Here is a 19,447-nt window from a genome sequence, read left to right as displayed (position 1 = left end):
TTAAGCAGTCCGGTGCCTTGGTACAATAGGTTTATGTCACTCTGACCGTTCTGTGAGCGCACGCGCGATCCCGGCGGCCAGTTTCGCGTTGTTGCGCACCAGAGCGATGTTCGCGGTTAGCGAACGCCCCTCGGTCTGCTCGTAAATACGTTGTAGCAGGTAAGGCGTTACGCCTTTACCGGTGATCCGGTGCGTGTTGGCGTCGGCCTGGGCTGAGGCGATGATGGGGGCCAGTTCTTCGGCCGGGATCTGATCCGCGGCGGGAATTGGGTTGGCGATGAGTTGCCCTCCGGGCAAACCCAGCGCGCGGCGGGTTGCGTGGGCCTTGGCGATGTCTTCAGCGTCGTCCATTCGCAAGGGCGCGGCGTAGGGCGATTTGGCCGACCAAAAGGCAGGGAATTCGTCCTGGCCATGGGCAATGACGGGAACCCCCAGTGTCTCCAAAACTTCCAGTGTTTTGGCGAGATCAAGGATCGCTTTCGCGCCCGCAGCCACTACGCTCACCGGCGTCTGCGCCAGTTCGTGCAAGTCGGCCGAGATATCGAATGATGTCTCCGCCCCCTGATGCACACCGCCGATGCCGCCGGTGGCGAACACCTCAATCCCGGCAAAGTTTGCGGCGATCATGGTCGCAGCCACTGTGGTAGCCCCGGTGCCTCCCGTGGCGATGCAGGCTGCCATGTCTGCGCGGGACAGTTTGGCAACGCCCTTCGCCTGACCCAATGCCTGCAACTGGTCGGTTTCCAGACCAACATGCAATTTGCCGCTGAGCACGGCGATTGTGGCCGGAAAGGCGCCTGCATCGCGAATGTCCTGCTCGACCTGTGCCGCAACTTCGATGTTCTGAGGGTAGGGCATCCCATGGGTAATAATAGTGCTTTCCAGCGCGACGATGGGGTGGCCTGCGTCTTTGGCAGCGCGGACCTCAGCAGAGTATTGGATGTCGATCACAGTGGGGTTTCTCCGGAAACGTAGGTTGCGGCGGCGTTCAGGGCGCGGGTCAGGGCCTCGTCGCTGGATGCACCACCGGATTCTGAGGCGATATGGGCCGCCATAAAGGTATCCCCTGCGCCGGTCACGCGGGTGACCAGAACGGAGGGTGGGGTTAGGGTCAAAATTTCATCGGCGCTGCCAACGGTGGCCGAGTTGCCGCCATCCGTGACCAGCACCCGCAGCGCTCCGCGGTCCAGCAGGCCCTTGGCGGCAGCTTCGGAATCGGTGAACTCGCTCTGACACAGGATGCCGGCCTCTTCGAGGTTCACATAGAGCGTCGCGCGGGCGTGTTTCAGGAACGGCAGCAAGCGTTCAGCTTTACCGGGTGAGGCCGGAGCGACGCGCAGATCGGCCCGCGCGAAGGCCGGGCTTTGGGCGATTTCTTCCAGCAGCGTCAGCGTCAGGTTGCCGTCCAGCGCGATGGGGCCGTCGAACGGTGTGTTTTCATTACCCAAAGGGCCGTGCATCAGCGGGCGCAGGATTTTGGCCCCTGCAGCCTCAAGTGAATGCGCATCGGCAATGGCTGCGATCAGCCCGTTAGCGCCTTCAACGGCCATGTAACGGTCAGTCGGCAAATCCTGCGAGCGATAGATGTGGTCCGTCACCATGCCCAAGCGGGCGCAAGCGTTGACCAACTCGTCGCCTTCGGGGTCGCGGCCAATGGCGGTCAACAGGGTCGGAGTCATGCCGAACCGCACCAGAGTCATGGCGATGTTCATAGCCACGCCACCGGGCAGGCGGGTGATCCGCCCCGGCACGTCGGAACCTTGCCGCATGGCGCTGGCCGAGCGCCCGATCACATCCCACAGGACCGAGCCGATACACAGGATTTCACTGTTCTGAGTCATGACAAACTCATGCCGCAGCCCCGAAGCGGGTGCAAGGGTTAACGCTCACATCGCGTCGGTCAGAGTCTTCAGCGCGGCGACCGGGTCATCCTGTGACCAGATTTCGTCGCCAATGCCGAAGAAATCGGTATGGGGTGCGAGTTCGCGGATCAGGTCAGTGGTCAGGCCACCTTCGGCGACGACCGGAACCTCAATCATCTCGGACCACCACTGGAACAGGTCCTTTTCGGCGATAGTGCCATCGCCCAGAGCCGATGCACCGACCGGGCCGAAAGCCACGTAATCCGCGCCAGCCTCTCCGGCGCTCATACCGTCATGGCTGGACGCACCGCAGAAGCTGCCGACGATGGCATCCGCACCCAATTCCTTGCGCGCGGCCCGAATGGAACGGGCTGCGTCATCCAAATGCACCCCGTCCAGACCCAGCCGTTGCGCCAGCAGGACGTGGTTCGAGATCACAATAGCCACATCCCGCGCATGAGCTACCTCGCGGCACGCATCAGCGGCGCGGGCGATGGTGTCTTCGTCGTTGCCCGCCAGCGCCAGACGGATGCAGGCGATGTCAGCACCGTCCAGCACGCGGCCAAGCTGGTCGGGGAAAGTGCTCAGGGTGATCGTGGGCGGGGTGATCAGGTAAATTTGCGGCTGCTCGGGGGTGTCCATCGGCGCGTCCTTCGCTTTCAGTCTTTGGCGCGGTTTAGCGGATTGCGCCGGGGAAGCAAACTTTTATGCGGGATAATGGCGCAATTGGCCGCTCGGACGCCTTGCCCTGCGCCAGCGTGCCGATTACAGCAAGCGGAACTTTCGGAGACAGCCATGCCCAGCGACAAATCTCAGCCCTCCTTTGTGCTCGTGCGCCCGCAGATGGGCGAAAACATCGGTGCCGCCGCGCGGGCGATGTGGAACTTCGGGCTGGACCGGATGCGGATCGTGGCCCCTCGGGACGGGTGGCCGAACCCCAAGGCGGTGGCGATGTCCAGCGGGGCGGGGCGGCTGCTGGATGAGGCGCAACTGTTCGACGATTTGGCAGGCGCGTTGGCCGATAGCACATTTGTGTTTGCCACCACAGCGCGGCAACGGGGGCTGACGAAACCAGTCTATAGCCCCGAACGCGCCATGCAGATCGCAGCCGAAAAGGTTGCGGCGGGTGAGAAAGTGGCCGTGCTGTTCGGCCCCGAACGCGCAGGGCTTGAGAACGAGGATATCGCCAAGGCCAACGCCATCATCTCGGTGCCGGTCAACCCGGAATATGCCTCGCTAAACCTTGGCCAATGCGTGTTGCTGACCGCTTATGAGTGGATGCGCCAGACCGGAGACGTAGTGCATGAGGCTACTGATCTGGGCAAGGGCGACTGGGCCACGGGGATCGAGATCGAAAAGCTGGTCGAACATTACGAGGACCGGCTGGAAGAGGCCGGCTTCTTCTACCCGCCCGAAAAGGCCGAAGGGATGAAGACCAACCTGCGCAACCTGTGGTCCCGGATGCGGATGACACGGGCGGATGTGCAGATGTTGCACGGGATCATGCGGCAGATGGTCCGCTGGAAGGAAAAGGGCTGAGGCTGGACCTCGGCCCGTCATGGCCCTAGCTTGCGACGAAAATCAGGACATGAGGACGGCATGAGCGGTAAGCGCAGCATCTTCGAAGAGGTCTCGGACACCGAGAAACAACAGGCGGTGCAACCGGGCATGATCGACCGGGGCCGCGGCGGCGCGCGCGGCGCGATCCGCATTTGGCTGATGATCCTGTTTGTGCTGGTCGTTGTGATGATCGCCGTGGGCGGCTTGACCCGTCTGACAGATAGCGGGTTGTCGATCACCGAATGGCGTCCGATCACCGGAGCCATCCCGCCGATGACCGAATCCGACTGGCAGGCCGAGTTCGACAAGTACAAAGAGATCGATCAGTGGCGCATCCAGAACCAGTGGATGGAGCTGGAGGATTTCAAGACAATCTACTGGTGGGAATGGGGCCATCGCCAACTGGGCCGCGTGATCGGTCTTGTCTGGGCGCTGGGGTTCTTTGGCTTCCTCGTGGCGCGAAAAATCCCGACCGGTTGGACCGGCAAGCTGTTGATTCCCGGCGTTTTGGGCGGCGTACAAGGTGCCGTCGGCTGGTGGATGGTCGCCTCGGGCGTGACACAGGGTGAGGGCATGATCGCCGTCGCCAGCTATCGTCTGGCGGTGCATTTGGGGCTGGCCTTCGTGATCCTAGGCTTCCTTGCGTGGTACATATTCGAGCTAGGCCGCGAGGAACGCGACCTGATGCAGGCCCGTCGCGCGAAAGAGGCAAAACTGTTCTCGTTGTCGACCGGTCTGATGCACTTCGCCTTTTTACAAATACTCATTGGCGCGCTCGTTGCCGGGATCGACGCCGGGCGGTCTTACACCGACTGGCCGCTGATCGGCGGGCAACTGCTGCCGCCTGACGCGGCGATGCTGGAACCGATGTGGCGCAACTTCTTTGAAAGCCCAGGTCTGGTACAATTCATTCATCGGTGTGCGGGATACTTGCTGTTCATCTTCGCCATCATCGTCTGGCGGCGCGGCGGCGCAAGCGCACACCCGCAGACGCGCTTTGCCTTCAACGCGGCCTTTGCGGCGCTGTCACTGCAGGTGGTCATCGGCATCCTGACCGTGGTCTACGCAGCCCCGTGGCAGCTTGCCATCTTCCACCAGTTCATGGCCGTTGTTGTCTGGACCCTGATCCTGCGCGCGCGGTTCCTGACTGCGTATCCAATCGCCACTTCAATCCGCGGAGCCTGACCCCGATGACCGCCTATGACGACCTGATGGCCTTTCAACGCGAAACCTCGGCCCTTGGGCAGATTGCGGGTCGGCTGGGCTGGGATCAGGAAACGGTGATGCCGCGCGGCGCGGCCCCGCAACGCGCAGAGGAAATGGCCGCGATCGAAGCCGTTTTGCACGCACGTCGTTCCGATCCGCGCGTGGCTGAGTGGTTGGCCCAAGCCGCCCCTCAGGACGAAGTGGGCAAGGCTCAGATTCGTGAAATCCGCCGGTCTTACGAGCGGACAATCAAGGTGCCTGCCGATCTGGCCAAAGCTATCGCGCGTTTAACTTCCGCCGCGCAGGGAACCTGGGCGCAGGCACGCGCCGATGAGGACGTGGCGGCGTTCCTGCCTGTGCTGCAAGAGGTCGTTTCCCTAAAACGCGAAGAAGGTGTGGCGCTGGCGCAAGGCGGAGATGTCTATGATGCCATGGTCGAAGACTATGAGCCGTACACAACGGGGGCTCAGATCGCCGAAATTTTCGACCAGATGCGCCCGCGTCTGGTGGCCCTGCGCGCGGCCGTTCTGGATAAACCTGCGCCGCAAGCATTGACCGGAAAGTTCGAAGAACTGGCGCAGATGCAGCTGTCGCAGAAGCTGGCGACCACCTTCGGTTATGACCTGAACACCGGTCGCGTGGACAAAGCCGTACACCCGTTCAGCTCGGGCAGCGGGCTGGATGTGCGCATCACCACCCGTACCAGTGAGACTGATCCGTTCAACTGCTTCTATTCGACCATTCACGAGGTCGGCCACGCCGCTTACGAACAAGGCATCAACCCGGCCTTTGCACTAACGCCGCTGGGGCAGGGCGTGTCGATGGGCGTGCATGAAAGCCAAAGCCGGATTTATGAAAACCAGTTGGGCCGCTCGCGTGCTTTCACCGGCTGGCTTTTTGGTCAGATGGTCGAGACGTTCGGAGATTTCGGGATCGCGGATGCCGACGCCTTCTATGCCACAGTCAACGGAGTCCACAACGGCTATATCCGCACCGAGGCGGATGAGGTGCAGTACAACCTGCACATCATGCTGCGCTTTGATCTGGAACGCGCTCTGATGAGCGGTGACCTGCAGGTCAGCGACCTGGAGGCCGCGTGGAACGACCGGTTCAAGGCCGATTTCGGCTATGCGGTCGACAAGCCCTCGAACGGGTGCCTGCAGGATGTGCACTGGTCGGTCGGGCTGTTCGGTTATTTCCCGACCTATTCGCTGGGCAATGTATATGCCGGGTGCCTCAATCAGGCGCTGCGCGCCGCGGTGCCGGATCTGGATGCCGAACTGGCCGAGGGTGATACGTCCGGTGCAACCGGTTGGCTGCGGGAAAACCTGCAACAGTTTGGCGGGCTCTACGCGCCACGCGAAACCATCCGACGGGCCAGTGGGGTGGAGCCGGGGCCAGAGCCCCTGTTGGCATATCTTGAAGAGAAATTTGGCGAGCTTTACGCTCTTTGAACAGAACCCGACTTAAACTCACTAAGTATGCGGGTTTTCAGCGCTCAAAGACTGCGCAATCTGCAACAAGTCTCGGTTGAGTGTAGAAATTCTGCTTTTCTATAGGTTGAGCTTATTCAGGGATTGTGATGTAAAAATCTTAAGAAATGAATTAGATAAGATTAGGTGAGTTTAACATGCCTCCGGTCAATTCAGGTTTAGGTGGTTCCGAGGGATACGGAGAAAACAGTTTTCTGGCTTCGTCTCTGGATGCGGGCAATTATGACGATGGCGCAATTGAGGTCGATATCACCTCTGTGTTTTCCGGTGGTATGAATTTCTTTGGCACGACCTATAACAGCATCTTTATCAACACCAATGGTCTAATCACTTTTGACGGACCAAACCTGACGTATAATGGGACGGATTTATCGCAGTTGTCCGAACCAGCCATCGCGCCGTTCTGGACGGATATCGATATCAGCAATAATGCTGGAACCGGCGTTAACGACATCTTTTGGGACATTGATCCGGCCAATGGAAAGGTAACGATTACCTGGTATGAAGTTGCAGCGTATAGTGCGACCGGTAACAACACCTTTCAGGTTGTGCTGACCGAGCTTAACAATGGAACGATTGGAATTGAGTATATCTATGAAAACATAGAGTTTTCCAATGGGTTTGGGGCGCAAGCACAGGTTGGCGTCACGGATGGCGCAGGCAATGATATAATCGTCCAGGGGTCTGGGAATGCCACGGACCTGCTGAACTTACCAAACTCAGACCTTGACCCCAATCGTCCGGATGGCATTTTCGACCTCTATGTCAACGATGATGACGTGGTGTGCTTTGTTGAAGATACCCTGATCACCACAAAGGATGGCCCGAAGCCAGTACAATGGCTGCGCAAAGGTGACCAGATTTTGACCGCTAACGGGTGTTTCAAACCCATGATCGCATTGCTGCGATCCAGATTTGTTGCCTGTGGTGACGCTTTGCCGGTCAAGATATCGAAAAACATACTCGACAATGATCAGGATCTTTTTATTTCACCCCTGCATCACGTCGTTTTCTCGCATCACATTTGTGAGCTTCTTTTTGGTGTATCAGAGGTTCTTGTCGCCGCGAAGGACCTGATCAGGATGCCCGGTATTGAACATATATCAAAGCCGCAACTGGTCACTTACTACCATCTGCTTATGGAAGAACATGAGATTGTGTATTCCAATGGTCATCCCAGCGAGAGCTTCTTTGTTGGAGATGTGGCACTGCTGACGCTGGAAAACACGCGTAATGAGATGCGGAATGAGATTTCGCAACATCACCTCGAAACGACCACCGCCCGGCGGCGGCTTCGTCATTTCGAAGCGAAGGTGCTTGTGGATGCTCTTCTCAAGAAAAGCTGCACTTCAGCGGTAGAATATCAGTTGGTCGAATACGCCTAGTTCGGCTGGCCAGAATTTCAGAGAAAAACCCGAGATCTGCCGATCTCGGGTTTTTCTGATTTTATTCTTCGGTCTCGTCTTCATCAGCCTGATCAGCGATCCAGGCGACGCTGACGACCTCTTCGCCCTTGCCCGTGTTGAACACTTTCACGCCGCCCGCGCTGCGGGACCTGAAGGAAATGCCATCGACCGGCACCCGGATCGACTGGCCTTTGGAAGTGGCCAGCATGATCTGGTCGTCGATCTCAACCGGGAATGAGGCCACAAGTTCACCGCCACGCATCGCCTTGTCCATAGCCGCGACCCCCATCCCGCCGCGTCCGCGAACCGGGTAGTCGTGGCTGGAGCTGAGCTTGCCTGAACCGCCGGTCGTGATCGTCAGGATCAGGTTTTCGGCGGCCGACATTTCGGCATAGCGTTCCTGCGTGATGGTGCCGGGGGTTGCTTCATCCTCATCGGTCTCGCCATCATCGGCGATACCCGCTACGGCGCGGCGCATTTTCAGATACGCGGCGCGTTCATCCGGCCCGGCCTCAAAGTGGCGGATGACGGACATGGAAACGACACGGTCTCCATTGGTCAGCTTGATGCCACGCACACCGGTCGACTCGCGCGAGTTGAAGACACGTACATCGGTGGTCCGGAAACGGATCGCGCGGCCGGAATTGGTAACCAGCATCACGTCTTCGTCTTCCGAACAGATGCGAGCATTCACCAGTTCCACGTCTTCCGGCAGCTTCATCGCAATCTTGCCGTTGCGGCGGACATTGGTGAAATCCGACAGACGGTTTCGGCGCACGTCACCGGCGCTGGTGGCGAAGACGATCTGCAAGTTCTCCCACTCTTCGTCCGGCACATCCACAGGCATGATTGCCGCGATGGAAACACCGGTCGGGATCGGCAGGATATTGACGATCGCCTTGCCCTTACCGGTCCGACTGGACTGCGGCAGACGCCAGGTCTTGAGCTTGTAGACCATGCCTTCGGTCGTGAAGAACAGCAGCTGGGTATGCGTGTTTGCAACGAAGAGGTTGGTGACGACATCCTCTTCCTTGGTCTGCATACCCGACAGGCCCTTGCCGCCGCGCTTCTGGGCGCGGAAATCGGCCAGCGGAGTACGCTTGATATAGCCACCCGAGGTGACGGTCACGACCATGTCTTCCCGCTCGATCAGGTCCTCGTCTTCCATGTCACCGGACCAGTCGACGATCTCGGTGCGACGGGGAACGGCGAACTGCTCGCGCACGGTGCGCAATTCATCGCCGATGATCGACATGATGCGTTCACGCGAAGACAGAATATCGAGGTATTCCTTGATCTTGGCGGCTAGTTCTTCCAGCTCGTCCGTGACCTCTTTGACTCCAATCTGGGTCAGGCGCTGCAGACGCAGGTCGAGGATGGCGCGGGCCTGAACCTCGGTCAGGTTATAGGTGCCATCGTCGTTCATCTTGGACAGAGGATCGTCGATCAGACGCAGATAGCCTTCGATCTCGGCTGCGGGCCAGCGGCGGGTCATCAGCTTCTCGCGCGCTTCGGCAGCGTCAGCGGAGGATCGGATCGTGGCAACCACTTCGTCGACGTTCGAGACCGCCACGGCCAGACCACACAGGATATGGCTGCGCTCGCGCGCCTTGCGCAGGTCATATGCCGTGCGGCGAGCAACAACATCCTCGCGGAAGTCGATGAACGACGTCAGGAACCGGCGAAGGGTCAGTTGCTCAGGTCGGCCACCATTCAGCGCCAGCATGTTGCAGCCAAACGAGGTCTGCATCGGCGAGAATCGATAAAGCTGGTTCAGCACCACCTCGGGCGTTGCATCACGCTTCAGTTCGACTACCACGCGCACACCGTTACGGTCGGATTCGTCCTGAACGTGAGCCACACCTTCGATGCGCTTTTCACGAACGGCTTCAGCGATCTTTTCGATCATCGAAGCTTTGTTCACCTGATAGGGGATCTCATCCACGACAATGGCGTAACGGTCCCTGCGGATCTCTTCCACGCGGGTCTTGGCGCGGATGATTACACTGCCGCGGCCTTCCAGATAGGCTTTGCGCGCGCCGGATCGGCCCAGCATCACGCCTCCGGTCGGGAAGTCAGGGCCAGGAACGTATTCGATCAACTGCTCGGATGTCAGGTCCGGGTCGTCGATCAGCGCCAGCGTGGCATCGACCACTTCGCCCAGATTGTGCGGGGGAATGTTCGTCGCCATACCGACGGCGATACCACCAGCACCATTGACCAGCATGTTCGGGAAGCGGGCGGGCAGAACGGTCGGTTCTTTATCCTTGCCGTCGTAGTTGTCCTGAAAATCGACCGTTTCTTTTTCGATATCGGCCAGCAGGGCGGCGGCGGGTTTGTCCATCCGGACTTCGGTGTAACGCATGGCCGCCGGGTTATCGCCGTCCATCGAGCCAAAGTTGCCCTGTCCATCCAGCAGTGGCAGTGACATCGAGAAATCCTGCGCCATCCGCACCAGCGCGTCATAGATCGCGCTGTCACCATGCGGGTGGTACTTACCCATCACATCGCCTACCGGACGCGCCGATTTGCGGTACGCTTTGTCATGCGTGTTCCCGGTTTCGTGCATCGCATAAAGAATGCGTCGATGGACCGGTTTCAAGCCGTCGCGCAAATCAGGGATCGCGCGGGAGACGATGACCGACATGGCATAGTCCAGATAGGACGTGCGCATTTCGGATTCGATGGACACCGTTGGGCCGTCATAGACGGGGCGCTCGGGCGGTGTTTCATCCATGTTTTCTGGGGTTTCTGGCGTATCGCTCACGTAAACTGCCCGTTCTTTGTGCAGGGTCTATATCTTGTGGATGTACCTTATCAGACCCGGCACATAAGGTGCAAGCAAGCAGCGCATTTCACGCGAAAAACCCCGGTAACACCAGAGTAACATATTGTTAACTAAGGATTAGGGGGTTTTTGTGCTACCCTGAAGGGACCTTGCAACAAAATTGGAGGTCTGCATGGAGCAAAGCGAAACCGAATTGATGCTCAAGGGGTACGGGCTGACAACGGCGGAATTCTTCTACCACATGCCCGACTACATCCACGTTCTGAACACGTTCATCTGGCAGGATTACGATCTGGCGCCGGACCACCCGAAGCTTTTTGAATTCGTAGAATTCTGGCAGCGTGAGATTGAAGGTCCGCTGCATTCGGTCCGGTTCACGCATCGCAAGATGATCGCGCCCGGAGAATGGCGCAACGTCGTGGGTGAATTCAGAGTAAATTGAGTATCAGGCCATTTTTTTCGGCCAGTAACGATTGAGACGCATTATTTTTTTGATGCTTGGGTTAAGGTGTCGGCCAAATCACATGGCCACATACGGAATCGCTTTATGTCCCGAGTATTGTTTCTTGCTGCCGCCTTGTTGATCGGCGGACCAGCCGTCGCAGAGGGCGTTCTGGACAAAATCAAGAAGGGTGCGGAAAGCGCGGCCGACGCCATCGGGCACGGGGCCGAAAAGGTGGGGAGCACAGTGGAAAAAGGCGCGGAAGCCGTCGATGGGACCATCAACTCGACCGCCGATCTGGTGACGAATGAGGCCACACCGGAAGAGACCCGCGCCAAACTTGATCTGATGGCCAGTGATATCCTGACCCAGCTTCTGGCGGAAAACTCTGAGGCTGACGAGTTGTTCGGAATAAGCGCAGGCTACGCGGTGTTCGACTCGCGCAAGGTGACGGTGTTTCCGGTCTCGGCCGGGTATGGGCGCGGTGTGGCGGTTTCAAAGGATACCGGCCAGCACACCTATATGAACATGGGAACGGGCGGCGTTGGCGCGGCCGTGGGTATCGGCGGGTTCGAGACCAAATTCGTGATCCTGTTCGAAACCCCCGCCGATCTGGAGAAATTCATCGAAAACGGCTATGATGCGACCGCAGAAACCGGTGCCATGTATGGGGAAGATCGCAAAGGAGAAACCGTGCGGTTCACCGATGGCCGGTCGTTTTTTGTTCTGGGTAAAAAAGGCTGGCGGGTCTCGGCCGGAGCATCCGGTACGAAATTCTGGAAATCCCCCGAACTGAACTGATCAGCCCGAGCAGCTGGCCCCACCCAATACGCAGAACTTGGCGCAATGGGGGTGGTTCAGGTACACATCTGCTTCGGCCTCGGCCAGAGTGTTCCCCATCTCGAATTCAGGCGCGTAGGGTAGCAGGGTGCAGGCCAGAACCGCCGGACGCTCAGCGCCTTTGCGTTTCACAACCATGCGCGCGCTGGCGCACATCACAGCGTCAGGAGATTTGTTCAGAATGCCCCAGCAGGCGGTGGTGATTTCGGGGACTTCGACGGTCTCATCCATCTCGGGGAACAGAACGGTCTGGCCGGGGTTTTGCGCGTCGATCTTGAACCCATGTTCCGCAAAAAAGGTGCCATATCCCACTCGGCTGTCGGCGTCACTGTCGCCCCAGACGGTGCGCCCGGCGACGGCCATGTTGAGCCCATGGTCGCGCAGCCACTCCATCCCGGTCAGGGTCCTAGCAAAACTGCCTTTGCCGCGCTCTTCGTCATGCAATTCAGAACGGTAGTGATCGACCGAGATTCGCAGCGTCAGCTTGTCGCCAAAATCGCGCTGTAACTCCACCAGACCGTCCTGCACCCGACGGCGCATCATCGGCTGCATTGCGTTGGTCAAGATCAGCACCTCATAGCCGCGCTCAAGACAGGCGCGGGTCATGTCGATCATTGCGGGGTTCATGAAAGGCTCACCGCCGGTGAACCCGATTTCGTGAACCGGCCAGTTGCGGTCCTCGATCTGGTCCAGATAATCCCGCACCTCATCAGCGGTGATATAAACCAGCGCGTCATTGGTCGGGCTGCTGTCGATATAGCAGTTGACGCATTCGATGTTGCACAAGGTTCCGGTGTTGAACCAAAGCGTTTGGGGGTTGTTAAGCGACACCGAGGCCCGCGTTTGCCCGTCAGCTGTCACCAATTTGTCCTGAAACTTGCCGATATTGGCGCTATGAGGGGCGTTGTCTTTCATCCCGGTGTCCGGTTCTTTGATATCGTAGAAATGACTTAGCCCTTCAACGCTGTTTAGTTAAGAGCATCACGCTGCACCTGACAGAGTTTTGATGATAGGAAAAAAACCTGATTATGATTGCGCTAACATTGGACATGCTCGCAAGGGTAAGGTAGGGAAAACACATGGTTTCTCGTGTCATACCTGTTGACCCGTTCGATCTGGTCATCTTCGGCAGTACTGGCGATCTTGCGCAGCGTAAGATCCTTCCGGCGCTGTTCCGGAGGTTTTGTGCCGGGCAGTGGCCCGAAGACGTGCAGATCATCGGGGCTGCCCGTGCCGTGTATGGCCGGGATGCTTTCCGGGACATGGTCGCCGAATCGTTGCGCACCCACGCGGCCAAGCAGTGTCGCGACACCGTTGCGTTGAATTCCTTTCTCCAACGGGTCGACTATGTCCCGCTGGACGCGCTGTCGGATGAGGGATGGGACCTGTTTGCGGCAAAGCTGACTGTCGAACGGGTGCGGGCCTTCTACTTCTCGGTCGGACCGCGCCTGTTTGGTCCTTTGGCCGAAAGCATCCAATCGCATAAGCTTGCGACGGATCAGACACGAATTGTCGTGGAAAAACCCTTCGGTCACGATCTGGAAAGTGCCCGGACGTTGAATGCAACGTTGGCCAAACATTTCTCGGAAGGTCAGATTTACCGGATTGATCACTATTTGGGCAAGGAAACCGTCCAGAACCTTATGGCGGTCCGGTTTGGCAACATGCTGTTCGAGCCGCTTTGGAACAGCCAGTATGTCGATCACATCCAGATTACGGTGGCCGAATCTGTTGGTATAGACGGGCGCGAGGAGTACTATGATCGCGCGGGTGCCATGCGCGACATGATGCAGAACCATCTGATGCAGCTGCTCTGTCTGATTGCGATGGAGCCTCCGGCCAAATTTGACCCCGACGCGGTGCGGGATGAAAAGCTCAAGGTGATCCGTGCTATGGACTCGGTAGAGCCGCACCACATTGTGCGTGGCCAGTTTGAAGGTGACGGCCCCAGCTATCGCGAGGTTGTAGGCAATCCACGTTCGACCACGGAAAGCTATGTGGCGCTGAAGGCACATGTCAGCAATTGGCGATGGGCGGGAACGCCGTTCTATCTGCGCACGGGCAAGCGGCTGGTGGCGCGATCCTCGGTCATCAACGTGATGTTCAAGGATGCACCGCATTCGATTTTTGGTGAAGATGCCGGGCGCCATGCCAACGTGTTGTCGATCCGCCTGCAACCCAACGAAGGCATCACGCTGAAGGTAACGATCAAGGAGCCGGGACCGGGCGGGATGCGTCTGGTCGATGTTCCCCTGGACATGAGTTTTGCCGAGGCGCTGGGGCCGGAAAACCAGGATCCGCCGGACGCGTATGAGCGGCTGGTGATGGACGTGATCCGGGGCAACCAGACTCTGTTCATGCGCGGCGATGAGGTTGAGGCCGCCTGGGCTTGGACCGATCCCATCATCGCGGGCTGGCAGGCACGTGGGGATGTCCCCAAACCGTATGAAAGTGGCAGCACAGGTCCGGGCGACGCCGAGCTGCTGATGAAACGAGACGGTCGCCGCTGGCAAGGGATAAACCCATGAAAATACAGGAATACGCCGACAGGGACATGCTGGCCATCGACGTTGCAAACGTGTTGGCGGGCGAGTTGGAATCTGCCCTGCTGCATCATGACATGGTCTCGATGGCGGTTCCCGGCGGCACCACACCCGGCCCGATTTTTGACGTTCTGTGCGCGGCAAATTTGGAATGGGATCGGGTGCACGTGTTGCCCACGGACGAGCGCTGTGTACCGGGCGACCATGAGCGTTCGAACGAACGCCTGATCCGCGAGCGGTTGCTGACCAACCGCGCTTCGGCGGCGCAGTACATCCCGCTCTACGTGCCCGGCAAAGAGCCCGAGGACGTGCTGCCCGAACTCGACAGCCTGATCACGCCGATCCGTCCCTTGTCAGTAGTCGTGCTGGGGATGGGCGAGGATATGCACACTGCGTCTCTGTTCCCCGGCATGGATGGGCTTGAGGCCGCGCTGGACAGCCACGCGCGCCCGCTTGCGGTGGCTCGGACCGATGTACAGCCCGAACCGCGGATCACGCTGACCGCTCCTGTGCTGGACGGCGCCTTGTCGAAACACCTGATCATCTTTGGCACCGCCAAGCGCGACGCGTTGGAGCGGGCGATGTCTCTGCCACCGGAAGAGGCCCCCATCGCGGCGGTCCTCGGCGGTATGACGGTTCACTGGGCGGAGTAAGCGCGATGCAGTTGGATAAACTCACCGCTTTGGCCGCTGAACGGATTGATCAGACCATCCTTGACCTTTTTGGCAAGGATGCAAACCGGGCCGGGGCGTTTTCGGCCTCGACCGGTGATCTGCTGTTCGACTACTCGAAAACCCAGATCGACGCGGATATCCGTGACGCGCTGATTGAGCTATGCGACGCAGCCGGGCTGGCCGAGCGGTGTGAGGCGATGTTCTCGGGTGCCAAGATCAACGAAACCGAAGGGCGTGCGGTGCTGCACACAGCGCTACGCAACCTTGATGGTGGCCCGGTTGAGGTTGACGGTCTGGATGTGATGCCCGAAGTGCTGGACACGCTGCAACGGATGCGGGTCTTTGCCGAAGAGGTGCGCGGCGGTGCGATCGTCGGGGCAGGGGGCAGCTTTACCGATGTGGTGAATATCGGCATTGGCGGGTCTGATCTGGGGCCGGTGATGGCGACCCATGCTCTGTCTCCGTATCACGACGGCCCAAGGCTGCACTACGTGTCCAATGTGGACGGTGCCCATATCGCCGATACGCTGCGCCAACTTGATCCGATGCGGACGCTTGTGATCGTGGCGTCCAAGACGTTCACCACCATTGAGACCATGACCAACGCCCGTACCGCGCGAGCCTGGATGATGGATGGCGGTGGCGACCCGGCCAGACAATTCGCCGCCGTGTCCAGCGCTGTGGACAAAACCGAAGCTTTTGGCATCCCCGAAGACCGTGTGTTTGGTTTTGCAGACTGGGTTGGTGGGCGCTATTCGGTCTGGGGCCCTGTAGGCCTGCCGGTGATGATCGCGGTAGGTTCGAACGCTTTTGACGCGTTTCTGCGCGGCGGACAGGCGATGGATGTACACTTCCGGGCCGCGAACTGGGTCGAGAATATGCCGGTGATGCTGGCGCTGGTCGGCATCTGGCACCGGCAAGTTCTGGGTCACACCAGCCGCGCGGTTCTGCCTTATGACCAACGCCTGCTGCGCCTTCCGGCCTATTTTCAACAACTTGAGATGGAATCGAATGGCAAATCAGTTGCCATGGATGGCAGTCCGCTGAACATGCCCTCCGGCCCGGTTGTCTGGGGCGAGCCCGGCACCAATGGCCAGCACGCATTTTATCAACTGATCCATCAGGGCACCGATGTCATCCCCTGCGAGTTTATGGTCGCCGCCGAGGGGCATGAGCCTGAACTCGCCCACCACCATCGCCTGCTGTTGGCCAATTGCCTGGCCCAGTCCGAGGCGTTGATGCGTGGTCGGTCTCTGGACGAGGCGCGGCAGCGCATGGCGGACAAAGGCCTGCAAGGCGACGAGCTGGAACGGCAGGCCCGTCATCGCGTGTTCTCGGGCGATCGACCGTCCACCACCCTGATCTACCCGAAACTCACGCCATTTGTGCTGGGCCAGATCATTGCCCTGTACGAACACCGCGTGTTTGTCGAAGGGGTGCTGTTGGGGATCAACTCGTTCGACCAGTGGGGTGTGGAACTGGGCAAAGAGTTGGCAACCTCGCTTGGCCCGATTGTGGACGGCGAGGAAAGCGCGGACGACAAGGATGGCTCGACCGCCGCGCTGGTCGCCTATGCGATGCGTCACCGGGACTAAGTTCGGGTTTATCAGCGGCCTGCCGCAGCGGCGGGCTGTAATCTTTTGTTGTCAGAAAATTAAATGATTGGCAGGATTCGTCCCAAGGAAAAGCCTTTAGACCCCGGGCATTCATAAACTCCGGGGCAGGTAATAAATGGCGCCGCCTCGGGGCCACCAAAGGGAGGATGCCCATGCTGGGACAGATGATGACGCAGCCTTTGCTGATCTCGTCGCTGATCAATCACGCCGAAAATTACCATGGTCAGACAGAAATCTACTCGGTCGAAACCGACAGTACGGTGACCGAGACAAATTGGTCGGGCGTGGCGAAAAACGCGCGGAAACTGGCTTCGGCCCTGACCAAGCTGGGGCTGGAGCCACAGGCGCGGATCGGGACCTTGGCCTGGAACAACCGGCGGCATCTTGAGATTTATTTCGCAACTTCGGGTGCAGGGTTCGTCTGCCATACGGTCAACCCGCGCCTGTTCCCCGAGCAGCTAACCTATATCATCAACCACGCGCAGGATCGGGCGCTGTTCTTCGATGCGACCTTCATCCCGTTGGTGGCCGCGTTGCAGGAGCATCTGACTGAAGTTCAATATTTTGTCCTGATGGGACCGCGGAATGAAGACGCGGTTGTCCAGATCCCCAGCGTTCAGTTCTATGACGACCTGATCGAAACCGGTGACGCGGATTTCCAATGGCCCAGCTTTGACGAAAACACTGCGTCCAGCCTTTGCTACACGTCCGGCACCACCGGGAACCCCAAGGGGGTGCTGTATTCGCATCGCTCGACCGTGCTGCACAGTTTTGGCGCAAACACCCGTGACGTAATCGGGTTTTCCGCGCTGGATGTGGTCTTGCCAGTGGTCCCAATGTTCCATGTCAACGCCTGGGGGTCACCATATGCCTGCGCCATGTCGGGTTCTCGAATGGTTCTGCCGGGGCCGGACCTGCATGGTGAGGCACTGGTGAATCTGATCGACACATACCGAGTTACTTTGGCTATGGGTGTGCCAACGATCTGGCAGGGCCTGCTCACGTTTGCCGAACAGTCTGGCAGTAAACTTGACAGTCTTGAACGCACGGTGATTGGCGGGGCCGCATGTCCGCCGTCTATGATCGAAACGTTCCGCGAAAACTATGGGGTCGATACCGTTCACGCATGGGGCATGAGCGAGATGAGCCCACTGGGCACTGCAAACCAACCTCTGGCAAAGCACCGTGACCTGCCATTGGAAGAGCAACACAAGCTCAGAGAAAGTCAGGGGCGACCTTGCTATGGTGTCGAGTTGAAGATCGTTGACGACAATGGCAATGACTTGCCGCATGACGGCGAAACTCAGGGCGATCTGTTGGTGCGCGGATACTGGGTTTTGGACAGTTATTTTCAAATGCAGGATCAGGAGCTATTGCAGGATGGTTGGTTCGCCACCGGAGATGTCGCCACTGTTGACCCTGATGGATACATGACGATACGCGACCGATCCAAGGACATCATCAAATCCGGGGGCGAGTGGATCAGTTCCGTTGAACTGGAAAATATTGCCGTTGCGCATCCCAGCTTAGCGACGGCTGCTGTGGTCGGCGTGCCCCACCCGAAATGGGATGAGCGCCCTTTACTGGTGGCGGTCAGGGCCGAAGGTGAAGAGCCTACCGAAGAGGAAGTGCTGGCCTTTTATGACGGCAAAATCGCCAAGTGGCAGGTGCCGGACAAGGTTGTGTTCGTAGATGCACTGCCGTTGAACGCCACTGGCAAGGTTCTGAAGCGAAGCTTGCGGGCAGATTTCAAGGATGCCTTGGTGGGCTGATCTAAAGATTTTGGCTCCGGCGGTAGGGATCGAACCTACGACCAATTGATTAACAGTCAACTGCTCTACCGCTGAGCTACGCCGGAACTGAGGGAGCGTGTATCAACAGTCAAAGTGGAGGTCTAGATGCAAAAAGCTTTTTTGTGGGTAAAGTTCACGGCCTCGCATCTGATCCAGCAGCGCCTCAAAGCGGACCTTCCAATACAGCACAGCCAACGGCCTCTTTGAGCCCAACCTGCTCATTTGCTGAGACGCAGCGAATGACCGCTATTTGAGCGCGCTGTTCCCGAGACCCAGAACTCGTTACGCCTTAATTTTACCTGTTCAGCTAGAAAATCAACAAATAGCCGGACCCGTGCGGTGTTCCGAAGGTCGCGATGCAGCAACAGCCAGATGCTCCGGTACGGAATCGGCTTCTGGAAGGGCGCGCGGATCAGATCAGGATGGCGGTCGCCAAGATTGCACGCAAGATAGGCCATGCCGAGACCGGAGGCAGCCAATGTGATCAGGGGCACAAGTTCTGAAACACGGTGCCTGAGCTGAGCTTTAGGGTAGTAGCTGTCTTTGATCCAATTTGCCGTAATTGCCTCTTCCGGCTCATGCCAACCGATAAAATGCAGCCCTTCTCCGCCGTTGTCGCTGATTTTCTCGGCGTACTCTCTGGTGCAATAGGCGGCTTGAGACATTTGAACCAGCTTTCTGCCTACCACGTCATCAGTCACGTCATTGGCAATGCGCAGCGAGACATCTGCTTCGCGCCGTGTCAGATCGCGGATGTCGTTGGTGAAGTTCATGTTGAGGGTAATGTCTGGGTAGAGGTCAGCGAAGGCGGCGAAATCATCCATAAGCGATGTCATCGCCAGACCATGGGGCAGCGTAACGTATACCGTGCCCGTTGGCTGCGCGTCCCGGCCAACAATCACCCGAGACGCAGCGGTCATTTCAGCCTCAACACGCTCTGCATATGGCATCAGGTCTTCGCCAAGCTGTGTCAGAACCAATCCTTGCTTGGAGCGATCAAAGAGGCGACTTCCAACACGTTCCTCCAAAACTGAAAGTCTCCGGGTCAATGTCGTGTGGTTGACCTGAATGCTATCAGCACCGCCCCGCAATGTTCCAGTTCGTGCAACAGCAAGAAAGTACTTCAAATCATCCCAGTTGAGAGAGTGGCTTTCCTTGATCGACATGAAACCTGTGTTTCATAATTGAAGCATGCTGTCCACAATTACCCATCTACAGTTCATT

General features: G+C 58.5%; 16 protein-coding genes and 1 tRNA gene. 10 read left to right on the top strand and 7 right to left on the bottom strand.

Features of this window, described 5'->3' with window-relative positions; all coding sequences use genetic code 11:
- Nucleotides 1–36: 36 nt before the first annotated feature.
- Genes ACR0ER_RS09670 through ACR0ER_RS09660 form a run of 3 tightly spaced genes read right to left on the bottom strand, consistent with a single transcriptional unit; the run spans nucleotide 37 to nucleotide 2,504 of the window.
- Nucleotides 37–951 (bottom strand): pseudouridine-5'-phosphate glycosidase, encoded by a 915-nt coding sequence (locus ACR0ER_RS09670; RefSeq protein WP_480768742.1) that lies wholly within the window; start codon nucleotides 949–951, stop codon nucleotides 37–39.
- On the bottom strand, nucleotides 948–1,841 hold the full coding sequence (locus ACR0ER_RS09665) for a PfkB family carbohydrate kinase (protein ID WP_480768741.1): 894 nt from the start codon (nucleotides 1,839–1,841) through the stop codon (nucleotides 948–950). Before ACR0ER_RS09665 ends, ACR0ER_RS09670 begins: the two co-directional genes overlap by 4 nt.
- Nucleotides 1,842–1,886: 45 nt before the next feature.
- Nucleotides 1,887–2,504 (bottom strand): thiamine phosphate synthase, encoded by a 618-nt coding sequence (locus tag ACR0ER_RS09660; RefSeq protein ID WP_480768740.1) that lies wholly within the window; start codon nucleotides 2,502–2,504, stop codon nucleotides 1,887–1,889.
- Between the two features lie 153 nt (nucleotides 2,505–2,657).
- Between ACR0ER_RS09660 and ACR0ER_RS09655 the strand changes: the two genes are divergently transcribed.
- The 4 genes from ACR0ER_RS09655 (at nucleotide 2,658) to ACR0ER_RS09640 (ending at nucleotide 7,506) form a co-directional block, all read left to right on the top strand.
- Nucleotides 2,658–3,401 (top strand): RNA methyltransferase, encoded by a 744-nt coding sequence (locus ACR0ER_RS09655; RefSeq protein WP_480768739.1) that lies wholly within the window; start codon nucleotides 2,658–2,660, stop codon nucleotides 3,399–3,401.
- Between the two features lie 60 nt (nucleotides 3,402–3,461).
- On the top strand, nucleotides 3,462–4,607 hold the full coding sequence (ctaA, locus tag ACR0ER_RS09650) for a heme A synthase (protein ID WP_480768738.1): 1,146 nt from the start codon (nucleotides 3,462–3,464) through the stop codon (nucleotides 4,605–4,607).
- Between the two features lie 5 nt (nucleotides 4,608–4,612).
- Nucleotides 4,613–6,082, top strand: coding sequence for a carboxypeptidase M32 (locus ACR0ER_RS09645; protein ID WP_480768737.1), 1,470 nt, complete (start codon nucleotides 4,613–4,615; stop codon nucleotides 6,080–6,082).
- 176 nt (nucleotides 6,083–6,258) lie between these two features.
- Nucleotides 6,259–7,506 carry a Hint domain-containing protein gene (locus ACR0ER_RS09640; RefSeq protein WP_480768736.1) on the top strand — a complete coding sequence of 416 codons (1,248 nt, stop codon included), beginning with the start codon at nucleotides 6,259–6,261 and terminating at the stop codon, nucleotides 7,504–7,506.
- A 61-nt stretch (nucleotides 7,507–7,567) separates the two neighbouring features.
- Here the strand turns inward: ACR0ER_RS09640 and gyrA are convergent, their stop codons facing one another.
- Complete coding sequence (gene gyrA / locus ACR0ER_RS09635) at nucleotides 7,568–10,294, bottom strand: DNA gyrase subunit A (protein ID WP_480768735.1); 2,727 nt, start codon at nucleotides 10,292–10,294, stop codon at nucleotides 7,568–7,570.
- A gap of 193 nt (nucleotides 10,295–10,487) precedes the next feature.
- Here gyrA and ACR0ER_RS09630 point away from each other — a divergent pair, with 193 nt between their 5' ends.
- Both ACR0ER_RS09630 and ACR0ER_RS09625 read left to right on the top strand, forming a co-directional pair.
- Nucleotides 10,488–10,757, top strand: a complete 270-nt coding sequence (locus ACR0ER_RS09630; RefSeq protein WP_170328811.1) for an usg protein — start codon at nucleotides 10,488–10,490, stop codon at nucleotides 10,755–10,757.
- A gap of 105 nt (nucleotides 10,758–10,862) precedes the next feature.
- Nucleotides 10,863–11,558 (top strand): lipid-binding SYLF domain-containing protein, encoded by a 696-nt coding sequence (locus tag ACR0ER_RS09625; protein WP_480768734.1) that lies wholly within the window; start codon nucleotides 10,863–10,865, stop codon nucleotides 11,556–11,558.
- Here ACR0ER_RS09625 and ACR0ER_RS09620 read toward each other — a convergent pair whose 3' ends face one another.
- A complete protein-coding gene (locus tag ACR0ER_RS09620; protein WP_480768733.1) occupies nucleotides 11,559–12,512 on the bottom strand; it encodes a radical SAM protein in 954 nt (317 codons plus the stop codon).
- Between the two features lie 164 nt (nucleotides 12,513–12,676).
- Here ACR0ER_RS09620 and zwf point away from each other — a divergent pair, with 164 nt between their 5' ends.
- The 4 genes from zwf to ACR0ER_RS09600 all read left to right on the top strand — a co-directional run bounded on the left by zwf (nucleotide 12,677) and on the right by ACR0ER_RS09600 (nucleotide 18,202).
- Nucleotides 12,677–14,125, top strand: coding sequence for a glucose-6-phosphate dehydrogenase (gene zwf, locus ACR0ER_RS09615; RefSeq protein ID WP_480768732.1), 1,449 nt, complete (start codon nucleotides 12,677–12,679; stop codon nucleotides 14,123–14,125).
- Nucleotides 14,122–14,793 (top strand): 6-phosphogluconolactonase, encoded by a 672-nt coding sequence (gene pgl, locus ACR0ER_RS09610; protein ID WP_480768731.1) that lies wholly within the window; start codon nucleotides 14,122–14,124, stop codon nucleotides 14,791–14,793. The genes zwf and pgl overlap by 4 nt, the downstream gene beginning before the upstream one ends.
- A gap of 5 nt (nucleotides 14,794–14,798) precedes the next feature.
- Nucleotides 14,799–16,409, top strand: a complete 1,611-nt coding sequence (gene pgi / locus ACR0ER_RS09605; protein ID WP_480768730.1) for a glucose-6-phosphate isomerase — start codon at nucleotides 14,799–14,801, stop codon at nucleotides 16,407–16,409.
- A 173-nt stretch (nucleotides 16,410–16,582) separates the two neighbouring features.
- Complete coding sequence (locus ACR0ER_RS09600) at nucleotides 16,583–18,202, top strand: long-chain-fatty-acid--CoA ligase (RefSeq protein WP_480768729.1); 1,620 nt, start codon at nucleotides 16,583–16,585, stop codon at nucleotides 18,200–18,202.
- An 11-nt stretch (nucleotides 18,203–18,213) separates the two neighbouring features.
- Here ACR0ER_RS09600 and ACR0ER_RS09595 read toward each other — a convergent pair.
- Both ACR0ER_RS09595 and ACR0ER_RS09590 read right to left on the bottom strand, forming a co-directional pair.
- Nucleotides 18,214–18,288 (bottom strand) — tRNA-Asn (locus ACR0ER_RS09595).
- 153 nt (nucleotides 18,289–18,441) lie between these two features.
- Nucleotides 18,442–19,389, bottom strand: coding sequence for a LysR family transcriptional regulator (locus tag ACR0ER_RS09590; RefSeq protein WP_480768728.1), 948 nt, complete (start codon nucleotides 19,387–19,389; stop codon nucleotides 18,442–18,444).
- Between the last annotated feature and the right edge of the window lie 58 nt (nucleotides 19,390–19,447).

The sequence above is a fragment of the Ruegeria sp. CH8 genome, assembly GCF_056536985.1.
This window is presented reverse-complemented; position numbering and strand designations above follow the sequence as displayed.